At 65.7% G+C, this 14699-nt stretch carries 13 protein-coding genes; 4 read left to right on the top strand and 9 right to left on the bottom strand.

Going from position 1 to position 14699, the window contains the following annotated elements; translation table 11 throughout:
- Positions 1-18: 18 nt before the first annotated feature.
- Entirely contained in the window at positions 19-1605 is a 1587-nt protein-coding gene (gene aceB, locus E1J61_RS23680) for a malate synthase A (RefSeq protein ID WP_029048444.1), read from the top strand.
- 67 nt (positions 1606-1672) lie between these two features.
- Here aceB and E1J61_RS23675 read toward each other — a convergent pair whose 3' ends face one another.
- On the bottom strand, positions 1673-1996 hold the full coding sequence (locus E1J61_RS23675) for a hypothetical protein (RefSeq protein WP_133096417.1): 324 nt from the start codon (positions 1994-1996) through the stop codon (positions 1673-1675).
- Positions 1997-2234: 238 nt separating this feature from the next.
- Here E1J61_RS23675 and E1J61_RS23670 point away from each other — a divergent pair, with 238 nt between their 5' ends.
- Positions 2235-3230 carry a tripartite tricarboxylate transporter substrate binding protein gene (locus tag E1J61_RS23670; RefSeq protein WP_133096416.1) on the top strand — a complete coding sequence of 332 codons (996 nt, stop codon included), beginning with the start codon at positions 2235-2237 and terminating at the stop codon, positions 3228-3230.
- Between the two features lie 142 nt (positions 3231-3372).
- Positions 3373-3804, top strand: coding sequence for a universal stress protein (locus E1J61_RS23665; protein WP_133096415.1), 432 nt, complete (start codon positions 3373-3375; stop codon positions 3802-3804).
- Between the two features lie 22 nt (positions 3805-3826).
- On the opposite strand, the gene E1J61_RS23660 is transcribed toward E1J61_RS23665, so the two are convergent.
- The 8 genes from E1J61_RS23660 to cyoA all read right to left on the bottom strand — a co-directional run bounded on the left by E1J61_RS23660 (position 3827) and on the right by cyoA (position 13118).
- Complete coding sequence (locus E1J61_RS23660) at positions 3827-5593, bottom strand: ABC transporter ATP-binding protein/permease (protein WP_133096414.1); 1767 nt, start codon at positions 5591-5593, stop codon at positions 3827-3829.
- A gap of 318 nt (positions 5594-5911) precedes the next feature.
- A complete protein-coding gene (locus E1J61_RS23655) occupies positions 5912-6898 on the bottom strand; it encodes a tripartite tricarboxylate transporter substrate binding protein (protein WP_133096413.1) in 987 nt (328 codons plus the stop codon).
- 180 nt (positions 6899-7078) lie between these two features.
- The gene (locus tag E1J61_RS23650) at positions 7079-7324 is read right to left on the bottom strand and encodes a hypothetical protein (RefSeq protein WP_133096412.1); all 246 of its coding nucleotides are present in this window, start codon (positions 7322-7324) and stop codon (positions 7079-7081) included.
- A 30-nt stretch (positions 7325-7354) separates the two neighbouring features.
- On the bottom strand, positions 7355-9082 hold the full coding sequence (locus E1J61_RS23645) for a nitrite/sulfite reductase (protein WP_133096411.1): 1728 nt from the start codon (positions 9080-9082) through the stop codon (positions 7355-7357).
- 25 nt (positions 9083-9107) lie between these two features.
- Positions 9108-9485: a cytochrome o ubiquinol oxidase subunit IV gene (gene cyoD, locus E1J61_RS23640; RefSeq protein WP_133096410.1), complete on the bottom strand. Its 378-nt coding sequence runs from the start codon at positions 9483-9485 to the stop codon at positions 9108-9110.
- On the bottom strand, positions 9482-10126 hold the full coding sequence (gene cyoC / locus E1J61_RS23635; RefSeq protein WP_133096409.1) for a cytochrome o ubiquinol oxidase subunit III: 645 nt from the start codon (positions 10124-10126) through the stop codon (positions 9482-9484). Before cyoC ends, cyoD begins: the two co-directional genes overlap by 4 nt.
- A 3-nt stretch (positions 10127-10129) precedes the next feature.
- The gene (cyoB, locus tag E1J61_RS23630) at positions 10130-12106 is read right to left on the bottom strand and encodes a cytochrome o ubiquinol oxidase subunit I (RefSeq protein WP_133096408.1); all 1977 of its coding nucleotides are present in this window, start codon (positions 12104-12106) and stop codon (positions 10130-10132) included.
- Position 12107: 1 nt separating this feature from the next.
- The gene (gene cyoA / locus E1J61_RS23625) at positions 12108-13118 is read right to left on the bottom strand and encodes a ubiquinol oxidase subunit II (RefSeq protein ID WP_133096407.1); all 1011 of its coding nucleotides are present in this window, start codon (positions 13116-13118) and stop codon (positions 12108-12110) included.
- Between the two features lie 87 nt (positions 13119-13205).
- On the opposite strand from cyoA, the gene E1J61_RS23620 reads away from it, so the two are divergent.
- Positions 13206-14678: a PLP-dependent aminotransferase family protein gene (locus E1J61_RS23620; protein WP_133096406.1), complete on the top strand. Its 1473-nt coding sequence runs from the start codon at positions 13206-13208 to the stop codon at positions 14676-14678.
- Positions 14679-14699: the final 21 nt, after the last annotated feature.

The raw sequence follows: 14699 nt of genomic DNA, 5'->3' as shown, positions 1-14699 counted from the left end.
TTTAACAGGAGAACACTGATGGCTATCACGCTGCCCGCGGGCATGAAGATTACCGGCGAAATCCTGCCGGCCTACGAAGATATCCTCACGCCGGAAGCCCTGGCCCTGGTAGACAAGCTGCACCGCGCCTTCGAGCCGCGCCGTCAGGAACTGCTGGCCGCGCGCGTGGAGCGCGCCAAGCGCCTGGACGCCGGCGAAGTCCCCGATTTCCTGCCGGAAACCAAGAGCATCCGCGAAGGCGACTGGAAGGTTGCGCCGGTGCCCAAGGCGCTGGAATGCCGCCGCGTGGAAATCACCGGCCCGGTCGAAGCCAAGATGGTGATCAACGCCTTCAACTCGGGCGCTGACAGCTACATGACCGACTTCGAGGATTCCAACACCCCCAACTGGCACAACCAGCTGCAGGGCCAGGTCAACCTGAAGGCCGCCGTGCGCCGCACGCTGACCCTGGAATCGAAGGGCAAGCAGTACAAGCTGAACGACAAGATCGCCACGCTGCAGGTGCGTCCGCGCGGCTGGCACCTGGACGAAAAGCACGTCACCATCGACGGCAAGCGCGTCTCGGGCGGCATCTTCGACTTCGCGCTGTTCCTGTTCCACAACGCCAAGGAACAGATTGCCCGCGGCGCCGGCCCGTTCTTCTACCTGCCGAAGATGGAAAGCCATCTGGAAGCGCGCCTGTGGAACGACATCTTCGTGATGGCGCAGAACGAAATCGGCCTGCCGCAAGGCACCATCAAGGCGACCGTGCTGATCGAGACCATCCTCGCCGCGTTCGAGATGGAAGAGATCCTGTATGAGCTGCGCGAGCACAGCGCCGGCCTGAACGCCGGCCGCTGGGACTACATCTTCTCGTGCATCAAGAAGTTCAAGAACGACAAGGACTTCTGCCTGGCCGACCGCGCCAAGGTCACCATGACCGCTCCGTTCATGCGTGCCTACGCGCTGCTGCTGCTGAAGACCTGCCACTCGCGCGGCGCCCCCGCCATCGGCGGCATGAGCGCGCTGATCCCGATCAAGAACGATCCGGAGAAGAACGCCATCGCCATGGAAGGCATCATCAGCGACAAGCGCCGCGATGCCACCGACGGCTACGACGGCGGCTGGGTGGCACACCCGGGCCTGGTCGAGCCGGCCATGAAGGAATTCGTGGCAGTGCTGGGCGACAAGCCGAACCAGTTCGAGAAGCAGCGTCCGGACGTGCAGGTGAAGGGCGCCGACCTGCTCGACTTCAAGCCGGAAACGCCGATCACCGAGCACGGCCTGCGCATGAACATCAACGTCGGCATCCACTACCTGGGCGCCTGGCTGGCCGGCAACGGCTGCGTGCCGATCCACAACCTGATGGAAGACGCCGCCACCGCCGAGATCTCGCGCTCGCAGGTGTGGCAGTGGATCCGCTCGCCGAAGGGCAAGCTGGAAGACGGCACCAAGGTCACGGCCGAGCTGGTGCGCAAGCTGATCCCGGAAGAACTGGCCAAGGTGAAGGAACTGGTCGGTGGCGACACCAAGACCTATGACCGCGCTGCCGAGATCTTCGAGCAGATGTCGACATCGGAGGATTTCGCCGAGTTCCTGACGCTGCCGCTGTACGAAGAAGTCTGAGCGGGGCGCACTGCTCCGGCATGACCAGGAACCGCAGCCTGATGGCTGCGGTTTTTTTGTCTTCGTTTTACAGCGGCCCGGGCAGCCTCTTCAGCCCGATCCAGACCACCATGATGACCACATTGACCGGCACGCTGAGCGCGCCCGGCACGTAAAACAGCGCCGACAGCACGGGCGCGCACAGCACGCCTTCCACTACGCTGCCCGCGGCATAGAAGAAGACCCCGCACCACAGCCAGCGCCGCATATACGTCGGCAGCCAGTGCGCACGCGCCTTGTTGAAATGCCAGGCGTGGGCCCGTTCGGCCCGGCTTCCCTGGCTGGCGTCGCGGAACAGCCAGTTGAAGAAAAAGTAGCGGTACAGCAGGGTGCGGAAGGCCAGCTCTTGCATGATCACTCCTTTGGCCGTGCCGAGCTGGTTAGCGCGCAATGTTCATACCAGCGCATGCATGCAGGGACGGCGGCTTACATAGCAGCGTAGCAAGAAGTCGCAAGGACAGCCCAGCCGCCGGGCGCAATCCGGATCCGCGTCATGCTGGAAAACCCCGCATGTCCCGCGCGGCAACACTCTCTAATATGAAGTACCCGCCGCCAGCGCGGACCACAACATCAAAGCGGAGACTTCAGATATGGACCGTCGACAGTTCCTGGGCACCGCCGCCGTTGCCGCAGCCGTTGCCGCAACCGCCGGCGTGGCGCCGTACGCCATGGCGCAGCAGTGGCCCGCGCGGCCGATCCGGCTGGTGGTGGCGTATCCGCCCGGCGGCGGTACGGACGTGGTGGCGCGGCTGTTTGCCGACTATCTTGGCCGCGTGACGGGCCAGTCGGTGGTGGTGGAGAACAAGCCGGGCGGCGCCACCGTTCCCGCCACGCAGGACGTGATCCGCGCCAGGAACGACGGCCAGACACTGCTGGTGACGCTGGGATCGTCCGCCACCTCGGGCGCGCATATCAACCGCGTGCCCTACGACCCGCTGACCGACCTGACTGCGCTGGCCGAACTCGGCCGCGCCCCGGTGCTGCTTGCCGCCAACAAGGACGCCCCGTATTCCACGCTGAAGGAACTGATCGCCTATTCCAAGGCCAACCAGGGCAAGCCGATCCATTCCGCCTCTTACGGCCCGGGCACGTCGTCGCACTTTGGCCCGCTGCTGTTCAACCGGCTGGCAGGCACCAACCTGGAGCCGGTGCTGTACAAGGGCTCGGCGCCCGCCACGCAGGACCTGGTGGGCGGCGTGGTGCCGCTGATGATCGACGGCCTGACCACCGGCGTGCCGCTGTACCAGGCCGGCAAGACCAAGGTGCTGGCGACCACCATGCCGGAGCGGTCGGACATGGCGCCCGGCGCTCCAACCTTCCGTGAGCTCGGTTTCCAGGAAATGGAGCAACTTAGCGGATATTTTGCGCTGTTCGGGCCCAAGGCCATGCCCAAGGCAACGGTCGATGCCGTCTCGGAGGCCGTGCGCAAGGTGCTGGCCGATCCCGCGTACCAGAAGCGGCTGGCCGGCGTTGGCGTGCTGCCGGCGCAGGCGGTCACGCCGGAAGCATTTGCCGCGCAGATCCGGACCGATCATGCGCGCTGGGGCCAATTTATCAAGGACATCGGCTTCAAGATCGAGAATTGAGCCTGCCAGGCCGGTCCCGGAGACGGTCAACGCTGCCGGAGCTGAACGCCGGGATCTGCCGCCAGGCGATTTCTTGTCCATACTGGACTTGTTGCGGCGCCATGCCGCGGCAATCAAGAATCAGCAGCCTATGGAGGGAATCGTGTTCAAGCACATCTTGCTGGCCACCGATGGCTCGGAGCTTTCCAAGGTCGCCATGGCGGCCGCGATCAATTTCGTCAAGGCGGGCGGCGCGAAGCTGACGGCGTATACGTGCATGGAGGAATATCCCTACCTGTCCTCGGGGGATGCCGGCCATCCGCGGCGAAAGGCGTATGAGGAACATGAGGCCGAGCGGGCCAGCGCGGTGCTGGCCGAGGTTGTCGCGGCGGCCACCGAGGCGGGCGTGACCTGCCAGACCGACATGAGCACGTCGGTGCCGTACAAGGGCATCATCGATGCCGCCGCCAAGCACGGCTGCGACGTGATCTTCATGGCGTCGCACGGACGGCGCGGGCTGGAGGGGCTGCTGGTCGGGAGCGAAACGCAGAAGGTGCTGACCCACTGCAGGATCCCCGTGCTGGTCTATCGCTGAGCTTGCGCAATCCGCCAGCGGATCAGAAGCGGTAGCCCCGGCTTGGATTCACTTTCCAGCCGCCGGCGCCATCGAGTTCCAGCACCTGGTGGTGGTACTTGAGCAGCGAGGGGCGGTGGCTGACGCTGACCAGCGTCGCGTCCATGCCGGCCAGCAACCGGTACATGCCTTCCTCGTTGGCGATATCGAGCGCGCTGGTGGCCTCGTCAAGCATCACATAGCGGGGCCGCGACAGCAGCACGCGCCCGATCGTCAGCCGCTGCTGCTCGCCCAGCGACAGCACCTTGCCCCAGTCCACTTCGGTATCGAGGCCGCCGAAGCGGTCGACAATGCCGCCAAGATTCACCAGCTCGAGCAGCCGGATCAGCTCGTCGTCGGCGATGTGCTGCCCGATGTGGTTGGGGTAGAGCAGCTGGCCGCGCAGGCTGCCGACCACCATGTACGGGTGCTGTGGCAGGAACAGCATGTCCTGCGGCCTGGGGCGCATGATGCAGCCGGTGCCGCTGGTCCACAAACCGGCGATGGCGCGCATCAGCGAGCTCTTGCCGCCGCCGCTGGCGCCGACGATCAGCAGCCCTTCGCCGGGATCGGCCGACACCGTCAGGTCGCGCACCAGCGTGCGTTCCAGGTTCGGCGTGTGCAGCGTCACATGCAGCAGCGACAGGCGCGAGTCCTGCACGGACTCGATCTTGTGCGCCGGCTCGGCGAGTTTGTCCGGTTTGGCCGGCGTGTCGGCCAGCGTGCTGGCGAAGGTATCCAGCCGGTCCAGCCCGGCGACAAAGCGGGCCAGCTCTTCGAAGTTGTCGACAATTACCGTCAGCGCATTCAACACTGCGGCGAACGCCCCCGCAGCCTGGATCGCGCGCCCGACCTCCATTTCACCGGACAGCACATGCGAGGCGACGATGGCGCTGGGCAGCAGGATGGTCAGGAAGCCGTAGCCGTACTGGAACGTGTTCAGGCTGAGCTGCCACTTGATGAGCTTGTCGAAGTTGCGGAAGGCCTGCTCGAAGCGGCCGCTGACATGCGACGATTCCAGCGCCTCGCCGCGGTAGAAGGCGATCGATTCGGCGTTCTCGCGCACACGGATCAGGCTGAAGCGGAAATCCGCCTCGCGCTTGAGCTGGAAGAAATTCAACCCGATCAGCACGCGCCCGAAGAAGTACATCGAGACGAAACTCCCGGCGATGGCGTAGACCACCAGGAAGTAGACCAGCATCTGGGAAATCGACCACAGCACGGCGCTGAAGGCGATCAGCTGCAGCAGCGCGCCGATGCCGATCGACAGGAAATACAGCGATTGCTTGGTAAAGGTGTTGATGTCTTCGGTGATGCGCTGGTCCGGATTGTCGATCGCCGCGTTGGCGTTGAGCTTGTAATAGGTCCGGTCCCTGAAGTACCCGTCGAGGTAGTGACGGGTGAGCCATCGTCGCCACAGCAGGCCCAGCTTGTTGCGCAGGAAGTAGTAGGAGGAATAGATGGGAACGGCGCCGAGCAGGATATAGAGGCACTTCTGGATCGAGCCCCAGAAGCGGTCGGCATCTTGCGCCGCCAGGGCCGAAGTGAATTCGCCGGTCTGTTCGTTGATCCAGACTTCGGCCTGCGTCTGGCCGAGCAGCAGCAGGATCAGCAGGAGCAGCAGGCCGGACGCCTTCCATCGCTCACGCGAAAACCAGTAGGGGCGGGCAATGGCCCAGTAACGGGTCCACACGTGGCGCGTGGGGACGCCCGGACGTTTCTTGCGGGCCGAAGTGGTGCCGGCAATCCTTGGCTCGGGCACGACGCTCATCTGACTCTCCAGCGCAGACGGATTCCCCGCCGCCACGCACATTCGTCGTGCTGCAACGAAGCGGACCAGCAGGAGAATCTCTGGATGAAATATAGGCCAGCAATATCCACGCCTGACCAGAAATCATCCGCCCGGCCCTCGTTTTTTTCGTGCCCGCGCGCGGTGTGCGGTGTTGGCGGCAACGTCGAACCAGGTTGCGGCTGGAGGGTGACCGAGCCGCTACAGGCGAACCCTGCAAGCTTTTTCAACGGTACCTGCAGTTTCAGGCGCGGCTGCGGCGGCGGGGCGTGCCCGCCGGTCGCGGCCGCAGCGCCGGCCTCAGTCGAGGGTAATCTTTCCCGCCTTGACGATCTGGCCATAGCGAGCGATGTCGCGCTCGATCACCTTGCGGAATTCCTCGGAGGAACCGCCTACCGGCACGAAGCCCAGGTCGGTCAGCCTCTTGGCCACTTCGGGGCTGCGCGTTGCCGCGGCGATTTCCTTTGCCATGCGGTCAACCACAGGCGCGGGCGTGCCGGCAGGCGCCAGCAGGCCGGTCCAGGAACTCATCACGAAGCCCGGGAAGCCCGACTCTTCCATGGTCGGGATATTCGGCTCGCCCGGCCAGCGCTTGGCCGAGGCGACGGCCAGCACATTGATCTTGCCCGACTTCACGTGCGGCATCGGCACCAGCAGCGGATCGAATGCGACCGACACCTCGCCGGAAACGAGCGCAGGCAGGATCGGTGCGCTGCCGTTGTACGGCACGTGGGTCATCTTGACCTTGGACTCCATCGCCAGCCGCTCGCCCGTCAGGTGCGCCGAGCTACCCACGCCGCTCGAGCCGAATGTCAGCGTGTTGGGATGCTTCTTGCCATAGTCGACCAGTTCGGCAACGGTCTTCGCGGGCACCTTCTTGCTCGCGAACAGGAACAGCGGCAGCTCCGCCATCTCCGCCACCGGTACGAGGTCCGAAGGCTTGTAGCTCAGCTTGGAATACAGCGACATGTTGGCGCTGTAGGCCGCGAGAACCGAGACAAAGGTATAGCCGTCCGCCGCCGAGCGCGCGGCCACGCCAACGCCAAGCGTGCTGTTCGCGCCCGGCTTGTTCTCGATGATGATGGGCTGCCCGAGGCTTTGCGAGACCTTTTCGAACACGACCCGGGATACCGTGTCGGTGGACCCGCCGGGGGTATAGGGAACGATGACCTTGATCGGCCTGGTCGGCCAGGCATCGGCCGCCAATGCTGCATGGCCGAAAACGACACTCGTGATGGCGAGCGTCACCAGTCGTGCGCTGCGCGCCGCGCGATTCGAAATGCTCAACTACGTCTCCTGCTTTGGCAAATTTTCCTCCCGCCTTTGCGGCGGGTTCCAGCGGTGATTCCGCCGGGTGATTATGCCGGAGCGGTCGAAGCGGGTACGTGCCAAGAGGCTGCGGTAGGGCGCTTCCGTGAAGTCAGTGTGCGATAAGCGGTCGGGCACCGAGTGGCGCGCGGTCTTCTTTCAGGCCCGGTATTTCTCCCACAGTTCGCGCAGAACCGATTCCGGCGGCGGCGCCGGTGCGAAGCCCGCGACATTGCCGAACATGCCAAGAAGGCGGCGCCTGAAGGCATTGAGGTCCATCGTCGGTTCAGGCGATGCACTGGCGGTATCGATGATCGTATGCAGCTGCTCGGCGGAGAGGCCGGCGATGGCAGACCACAGGTCGTCGGGGCTGGCGCAGGTGCACGGCAAAGATCGGGCAAACATCGGTCATCCTCAACGTGGATCCATGCGTCGCTAACGCACCGCCGCGCCGCGCTTGCTGCCGTCCGGGTACACGGCCGCCTGGAACGGCTCGAGGCCGATCCGCGCGACCACATCGACGAAGCGCTCGGCTTCGCTGTCGCGGTGCGCGAGGTAGGTGCCGATCAGCCGCTCGACCACGTCCGGCACCTGCTCCTGCGCGAACGACGGGCCGATGATGCGGCCGATCGCCGCGCCGCCGCCGGCGCCGTGGCTGTCCTGGCTGTCTGCGCCGTTCTGCCGCCCGCCGATGGTGACCTGGTACCAGGCTTCACCCGCCTTGTCGACACCGAGGATGCCGATATGGCCGACATGGTGGTGCCCGCAGGAGTTGATGCAGCCCGAGATGTTCAGGTCGAGCTCGCCGATGTCGTGCACGTGGTCGAGGTCTTCGAACCGTTCCTGGATCGCCTGGGCCAGCGGTATCGACACGGCGTTGGCGAGCGAGCAGAAATCGCCGCCGGGGCAGGCGATGATATTCGTGATCCTGCCGACGTTGGGCGTGGCGAGGCCGGCCGCATCCAGCGCGCGCCACAGCGCGGGCAGGCCGCTGCGCCGCACGTCGGCGAGGATCAGGTTCTGTTCGTGCGAGACCCGCAACTCGCCAAAGCCGTGGCGCTCGGCGAGGTCGGCCATCAGCTCCATCTGGTTGGCGGTAATGTCGCCGGGCGCGCGGCCGGTTGCCTTGAGCGATGCGGTCACCGCGGCGTAGCCCGGTACGCGGTGCGGATGGACGTTGCTGCGCAGCCAGAGCCGGAATGCGCGGTCGGTCCGCGCGAGTTCGGCGCTTTCATCGACGCTTTCATCGGCATCCTGCGCCGCGGCGGGGTCATAAGGCGGCACCGTGAAGCGCGCGGCCACCGACGCGACGAAGTCTTCGGTGACGGTATCCGGGCCACCCCGGATGCGCTGCCACTGCTCCGCGACCTGTTCGCGGAATACCTCCGGCGTGAGATCCTTCACCAGGATCTTGATGCGCGCCTTGTACTTGTTGTCGCGCCTGCCATGCAGGTTGTAGACGCGCAGCGTGGCCTGCAGGTAGGTCAGCAGGTCCTGCCAGGCGACAAAGGGGTTGATCAGCTTGCCGACCATGGGCGTGCGCCCCATGCCGCCCCCGACCCACACGCGAAATCCGACCTGGCCGTCTTCCTCGACCGCCTGCAGCCCGATATCGTGGACGCCGACCGCGGCCCGGTCGGTGGTGGCGCCGCTGATCGCGATCTTGAACTTGCGCGGCAGGTAGGCGAACTCGGGGTGCAGCATCGACCATTGCCGCACGATCTCGCACCACACCAGCGGGTTCACCAGCTCGTCGGGCGCGATGCCGGCAAAGTGGTCGGTGGTGGTGTTGCGGATGCAGTTGCCGCTGGTCTGGATGGCATGCATCTGCACCGTGGCGAGTTCCGCCAGGATGGCAGGCGCGTCTTCCAGGCGCGGCCAGTTGAACTGCAGGTTCTGCCGCGTGCTGAAGTGCCCGTAGCCGCGGTCCCAGCGGCGCGCGATCCCGGCAAGCTTGCGCAGCTGCCTTGACGCCAGCATGCCGTAGGGGATGGCCACGCGCAGCATCGGGGCATGGCGCTGGATATACAGGCCATTCTGCAGCCGCAGCACGCGGAACTCTTCCTCGTCGAGCTCGCCGTCCAGGAAGCGGCGGGTCTGGTCGGTGAACTGCACGACTCGCTCGTCGACCAGCCTCTGGTCGATCTCGTCATAGACATACATGATGAAGGTCTCCTTGCGCGTAGCGCTAGTCTTTTGCCCGTGCCCGTTCGATGGACATGTCGGTCGGCATCATGTTGAGGTCGGCGTTGTGCATCACCCACAGCGAGCCGGCGACGACGATGACGATCAGGAAGCCGGTACAGGCGAAGATGGCGGTATTGCCGCGCTGGCCGGGACCGGTGCCCAGGTGCAGGAAGTACACCAGCTGCACCAGCAGTTGCGCGACGCAGAGGCCGACAACCAGCGCGATCGCGGCGTGGCTTTGCAACGTGCCGGTCATCACCGAGGCAAACGATGCCACGGTAAGCGCGACCGACAGCAGCAGGCCGATGGTGTAGCTGCGCACGCTGCCGTGGGTGGGGTGCTCACCCGGATGGACGGAGTGAAGATGGGACGGCTTCATGCGAACTCCCGCAGGTAGACGAAGGTAAAGACGCAGATCCAGACCAGGTCCAGGAAGTGCCAGAACAGGCTCAGGCACGCCAGCCGGCGGCGCACGATGTCATCGAGGCCGAAACGCCGGACCTGGTGGATCATCACCGCCAGCCAGCACAGGCCCGCGGTGACGTGCAGGCCGTGGGTGCCGACCAGCGTGAAAAACGCCGACAGGTAGGCGCTTACGCCGGGCCCGGCGCCCTGGTGCAGCAGGTGGGCGAACTCGTAGACCTCCATGGCGACGAACACGGCGCCCAGCACGAAGGTGGCCGCCAGCCAGCGGATCATGCGCGGCGCGGCATTCGCGTCCTGCCGCAGCATGGCCAGGCCGAAGGTGTAGCTGCTGAGCAGCAGCACCATGGTCTCGGTGAACACGAACGGCAGCTCGAACAGTTGCTGCCCGCCCGGCCCGCCCGCCGTGTTGCCCGACAGCACGCCGAAGGTTGCGAACAGCACCGCGAAGATCAGGCAGTCGCTCATCAGGTAGAGCCAGAAGCCCAGCGTGGTATGGGCGGCGGCATCGTGATGGCCGTGGTCGGCGGCGTGCGGCACCGGATGTGCGGCGTGCGGGCCTGGATGGTGCAGGGTAGGGGATAGCGTCGGGTTCATGGTTCAGGCAGCTTGCTGCAGTTGGGCGTAGCGGGCGCGCTCGATGCGCTCGACTTCGGCGGCCGGGACGTAGTAGTCGACATCGCGGTCATAGCTGCGCCGCACGAAGGTCGCGATCGCGCCAACCAGCCCGGCCACGGCGACCAGCCACATGTGCCAGACCAGCGCGAAGCAGGACACCAGCCCGAACACTGACACGAGGAAGCCGGCCGCGGTGGGGCGTGGCATGTGGATGTCCTCGTAGCGGGCCGGCTGGCGCCATGCGCGGCCGGCTTCCTTGTCGTCCCAGTGCTGCTCCAGCGAGGTGATGTGCGGCACCAGGGCGAAGTTGTAGAACGGCGCCGGCGATGCGGTCGACCATTCCAGGCTGCGGCCGTCCCACGGGTCGCCGGTCAGGTCCTGGTTCTGCTTGCGGTCGCGGATGCTGACGGCCAGTTGCACGATCATGGCCAGGATGCCGGCGCCGATGACGAAGGCGCCGATCATCGCCACCACCAGGTAGGGATGCCAGTCGACGTTGGCGTAGTGGTTCATCCGGCGGGTCATGCCCTTGAAGCCCAGCACGTAGAGCGGCATGAAGGCCAGGAAGAAGCCGGTCAGCCAGCACCAGAACGACACCTTGCCCCAGAACTCGTTCAGCTTGAAGCCGAACACCTTCGGGAACCAGAAGCTGATCGCCGCCAGGCAGCCGAACAGCACGCCGCCGATGATCACGTTATGGAAGTGGGCCACCAGGAACAGGCTGTTGTGCAGCACGAAGTCGGCGCCCGGCACCGCCAGCAGCACGCCGGTCATGCCGCCGACCGCGAACGTCACCATGAAGCCGATGGTCCACATGGTCGAGGTATGGAAGCGGATCCGGCCGCGGTACATGGTGAACAGCCAGTTGAACAGCTTCACGCCGGTGGGGATCGAGATGATCGACGTCATGATGCCGAAGAAGGCGTTGACGTTGGCGCCCGAGCCCATGGTGAAGAAGTGGTGCAGCCAGACGAAGAACGACAGCACGCCGATCGACGAGGTGGCATAGACCATCGACTTGTAGCCGAACAGGGGCTTGCGCGAGAACGTGGCGATGATTTCCGAGAACGCGCCGAACGCGGGCAGGATCAGCACATAGACCTCGGGGTGCCCCCAGATCCAGATCAGGTTCACGTACATCATGGCGTTGCCGCCCAGCTCGTTGGTGAAGAAGTGCATGCCGAGGTAGCGGTCGGCGGTGAGCAGGGCCAGCGTGGCGGTCAGCACCGGAAAGATGGCGACGATCAGGATGTTGGTGATCAGCGCGGTCCAGGTGAACACCGGCATCTTCATCAGGGTCAGGCCCGGAGCGCGCATGCGCAGGATGGTGACGATGAAGTTGATGCCGGTCAGCGTGGTGCCGAGCCCGGATATCTGCAATGACCAGATGTAGTAGTCCACGCCGACGGTCGGGCTGTAGCCCAGCTCGGACAACGGCGGATAGGCCACCCAGCCGGTCGCGGCGAAGTCGCCGACGAACATCGACAGCATCACCAGCACTGCGCCCATGGCCGACAGCCAGAAGCTCAGCGAGTTGACGAACGGGAAGGCCACGTCGCGCGCGCCGATCTGCAGCGGCACGATCACGTTCATCAGCCCCACCACCAGCGGCGTGGCCACGTAGAAGATCATGATCACGCCGTGGGCGGTAAAGATCTGGTCGTAGTGGTGCGGCGGCAGGTAGCCGGCGGCATCGCCGTAGGCGACTGCCTGCTGCGTGCGCATCAGGATCGCGTCGGCGAAGCCGCGCAGCAGCATGACAAGGGCCAGGATGATGTACATCACGCCAACCTTCTTGTGGTCGACCGAGCAGATCCAATCGGTCCACAGGTATTTCCACTTGCCGTACCTGGTGATCGCGCCGAGCAGCGCGGCGCCCAGCACCAGCACCACGGCCAGCGTCCCCATGATGATCGGCTCGTGGTAGGGGATGGCCTCGAGATTGAGTTTTCCTAGCATGTCATTGCTCCATGCGGCCGGGGAGCGCCGACGGGACGCGTTGGAAGGCCTGCAGTGATTCGGGGGTGTTCGCGCGGCAGATCGCGCCGTTGGCCAGCATGTACTTGTCAACCACCTGGTCGAACAGCTTCGGCGTCACCGATGCGTAGAGCGCGACGGGGTCCCTGGTGCTGGGCTGCTCCAGTGTGCTGTAGGTGTTCGCGTCAAGCGTCCGGGCCGAGGCCCGTGCCTTGCTGATCCACGCGTCGAAGTCCTCGCGCGAGGTCGCCAGGGTCTTGAAATGCATGTCCGAGAAGCCCGCGCCACTGTACGCCGCGGACTGGCCGAGATAGACGCCCGGTGTGTCCGCGATCAGGTGCAGGCGGGTCTGCATGCCGGCCATGGTGTAGACCATGCTGCCAAGCTGCGGAATGAAGAACGCATTCATCATCGATTCCGCGGTCAGCCGGAAGTTGACCGGCGTGCCGACCGGGATGGCAAGCTGGTTCACCGAGGCGACGCCGTATTCGGGATAGATGAACAGCCATTTCCAGTTCAGCGCGATGACGTCGACCTGCAGCGGCCTGACCTCGGACTCCAGCGGCCGATAGGGGTCGAGCTTGTGCGTCGAATCCCAGATCAGCACGGCCAGGCAGGCCACGATCACGCACGGGATGCCCCACACCACGATCTCGATTTTGGTCGAGTGCGACCACTTGGGCGCGTAGGTCGCGCGCGTGTTGCTCTCGCGGTAGCGCCAGGCAAACCACAGCGTCAGGAAGATCACCGGGATGACGACCATCAGCATGACGAACAACGCGATCAGGATCAGCGATTTTTCCTGTGCGCCGATGCTGCCCTTGGGATTGAGCAGTTCGAGGTTGCAGCCGCTGAGCAGGGCGCTCAGCCCGGCGGCCAGCAGCAACGCGCCGATGCGGGGCGGCAGGGCGGGCGATGGGCTGAGGCTGGGGGAAGGGTGGGGCAACGGGCCTTGTCGATCTTTGTTTGCCGGCCCGGCGGTAGGTTTGAGCATGTCGGACACCTTGGTTACGGATTACCGAAGGCATCCGGCCACGCGCTCCGTTTCAAGTGCTGCGTCAGCCCGCGGCTGCGGGCTTGTATGGATTCCCTCGACAATGTCTGGCATGCTAGTCGAAGACAAGGCCCATACATCGAGGAAAGTTTGGGGACAGAATCCATACAAGATAGCGAAAGCGCTGCCCGGATCACTGGCCAGTGGGATCTGCGGATCACTGCGTCCGGTGGGGCCCGGTACCTGCAGATCGTCGACTTCATCGAGCGGGCAATCGGCGAGGGCCGCCTCATGGCCGGCGACCGTGTGCCGCCGCAGCGCAGCCTGGCGCAATCCCTCGGCGTGGACCTGACGACGGTGACGCGCGCCTATAACGAGGCGCGGCGAAGACAGCTGATCGAAGCGAGGGGCGCGCTCGGCACCTTCATTGCCGCGCCGCGTGCGGAACTCGCGCGCGTGGTCGACATGAGCATGAACGTGCCGCCGCCGCCGGCGGGCGTGGATTTCCCGGACCTGTTGCGGCGCGGCCTGAACCAGGTCCTGCTGCGCAGCGACCCGCACCTGCTGATGACCTACCAGCTTGGCGGCGGCAGTGCTTCGGACCGGGCGGCCGGGGCGCTCTGGCTTGCGCCGATCTTCGGGCAGGTCGACACGGCGCGGCTGGTGGTGTGCCCCGGTGCCCAGGCTGCGCTGGCCGCCGTGATCCTGAGCCGCACGCGGCCCGGCGAGGCAATCGTGACCGAGCCGCTGGCCTATCCGGGCATCCGCGCCGCGGCAGCGCAACTGGGCCGGCGCGTGGTGGTCGCACCGTGCGATGCGGACGGGATGCTGCCCGACGCGCTCGCCGCGGCCCGCGCCGCAGGCGCCACGCTGGCCTACCTCAACCCGACCGCGCAGAATCCGACCACGCACACCATGCCGGCCTCGCGCCGGGCAGAGATCGCCAGCGCCGCGCACCGATGCGATATCGCCTTGCTGGAGGACGACCCGTACTGGCTGCTGACGCCGTCGGCACCGCCGCCGCTCGCCACCTTTGCGCCCGAGCGCACCTGCTACGTCGCGACGCTGTCCAAGGCGCTCACGCCGGGCCTGCGCACCGCGTACGTCCTGTTGCCGGAGGGCAGGAGTGGCGACGACCTGCTGGCTTCGCTGCGCGCCTTCGCGCTGATGGCCGCGCCGATGACCGCGGCGCTGGCCACGCAATGGATCCATGACGGCTCGGCCATGCAGCTGCTCGACGGCATCCGCACCGAAGCGCTGGCGCGGTGCGCGCTGGCAAGCCGATGGCTGAGCGGGATCGGCCAGCTGCCGCCCAGTGCCATCCACGTCTGGCACCGCCTTCCCGCGCAGTGGTCGGCGCAGCAGCTCACCCGGGCCGCGCTGGCGGAAGACCTGCGGGTCACGCCTTCCGACGCGTTCTGGGACGGGCCCAATGCGCCCAATGCCATCCGCATCTCGCTGGGCGGCGTCGACAATCACGCGCAGCTGTCGCTGGCTCTGAGGAAGCTGGCGGCATTGCTCGAGCGCCGGCCAGCGTCTGGGGTCGAGATGGTGGTGTGAACCAGCCTCGCGCAAGCAGCG

The organism is Cupriavidus sp. L7L, assembly GCF_004353535.1.
GTDB lineage: Bacteria > Pseudomonadota > Gammaproteobacteria > Burkholderiales > Burkholderiaceae > Cupriavidus > Cupriavidus oxalaticus_A.
Note: the sequence above shows the minus strand (reverse complement) of the source record. Positions and strands in the feature narration are given on the sequence as shown.

Coding starts and splice junctions, on each gene's coding strand:
- aceB (WP_029048444.1), top strand. CDS start 19: ATGGCTATCACGCTGCCCGCGGGCATGAAGATTACCGGCGAAATCCTG.
- E1J61_RS23675 (WP_133096417.1), bottom strand. CDS start 1,996: ATGCAAGAGCTGGCCTTCCGCACCCTGCTGTACCGCTACTTTTTCTTC.
- E1J61_RS23670 (WP_133096416.1), top strand. CDS start 2,235: ATGGACCGTCGACAGTTCCTGGGCACCGCCGCCGTTGCCGCAGCCGTT.
- E1J61_RS23660 (WP_133096414.1), bottom strand. CDS start 5,593: ATGAGCGTCGTGCCCGAGCCAAGGATTGCCGGCACCACTTCGGCCCGC.
- E1J61_RS23650 (WP_133096412.1), bottom strand. CDS start 7,324: ATGTTTGCCCGATCTTTGCCGTGCACCTGCGCCAGCCCCGACGACCTG.
- E1J61_RS23645 (WP_133096411.1), bottom strand. CDS start 9,082: ATGTATGTCTATGACGAGATCGACCAGAGGCTGGTCGACGAGCGAGTC.
- cyoD (WP_133096410.1), bottom strand. CDS start 9,485: ATGAAGCCGTCCCATCTTCACTCCGTCCATCCGGGTGAGCACCCCACC.
- cyoC (WP_133096409.1), bottom strand. CDS start 10,126: ATGAACCCGACGCTATCCCCTACCCTGCACCATCCAGGCCCGCACGCC.
- cyoB (WP_133096408.1), bottom strand. CDS start 12,106: ATGCTAGGAAAACTCAATCTCGAGGCCATCCCCTACCACGAGCCGATC.
- cyoA (WP_133096407.1), bottom strand. CDS start 13,118: ATGCTCAAACCTACCGCCGGGCCGGCAAACAAAGATCGACAAGGCCCG.
- E1J61_RS23620 (WP_133096406.1), top strand. CDS start 13,206: ATGGATTCCCTCGACAATGTCTGGCATGCTAGTCGAAGACAAGGCCCA.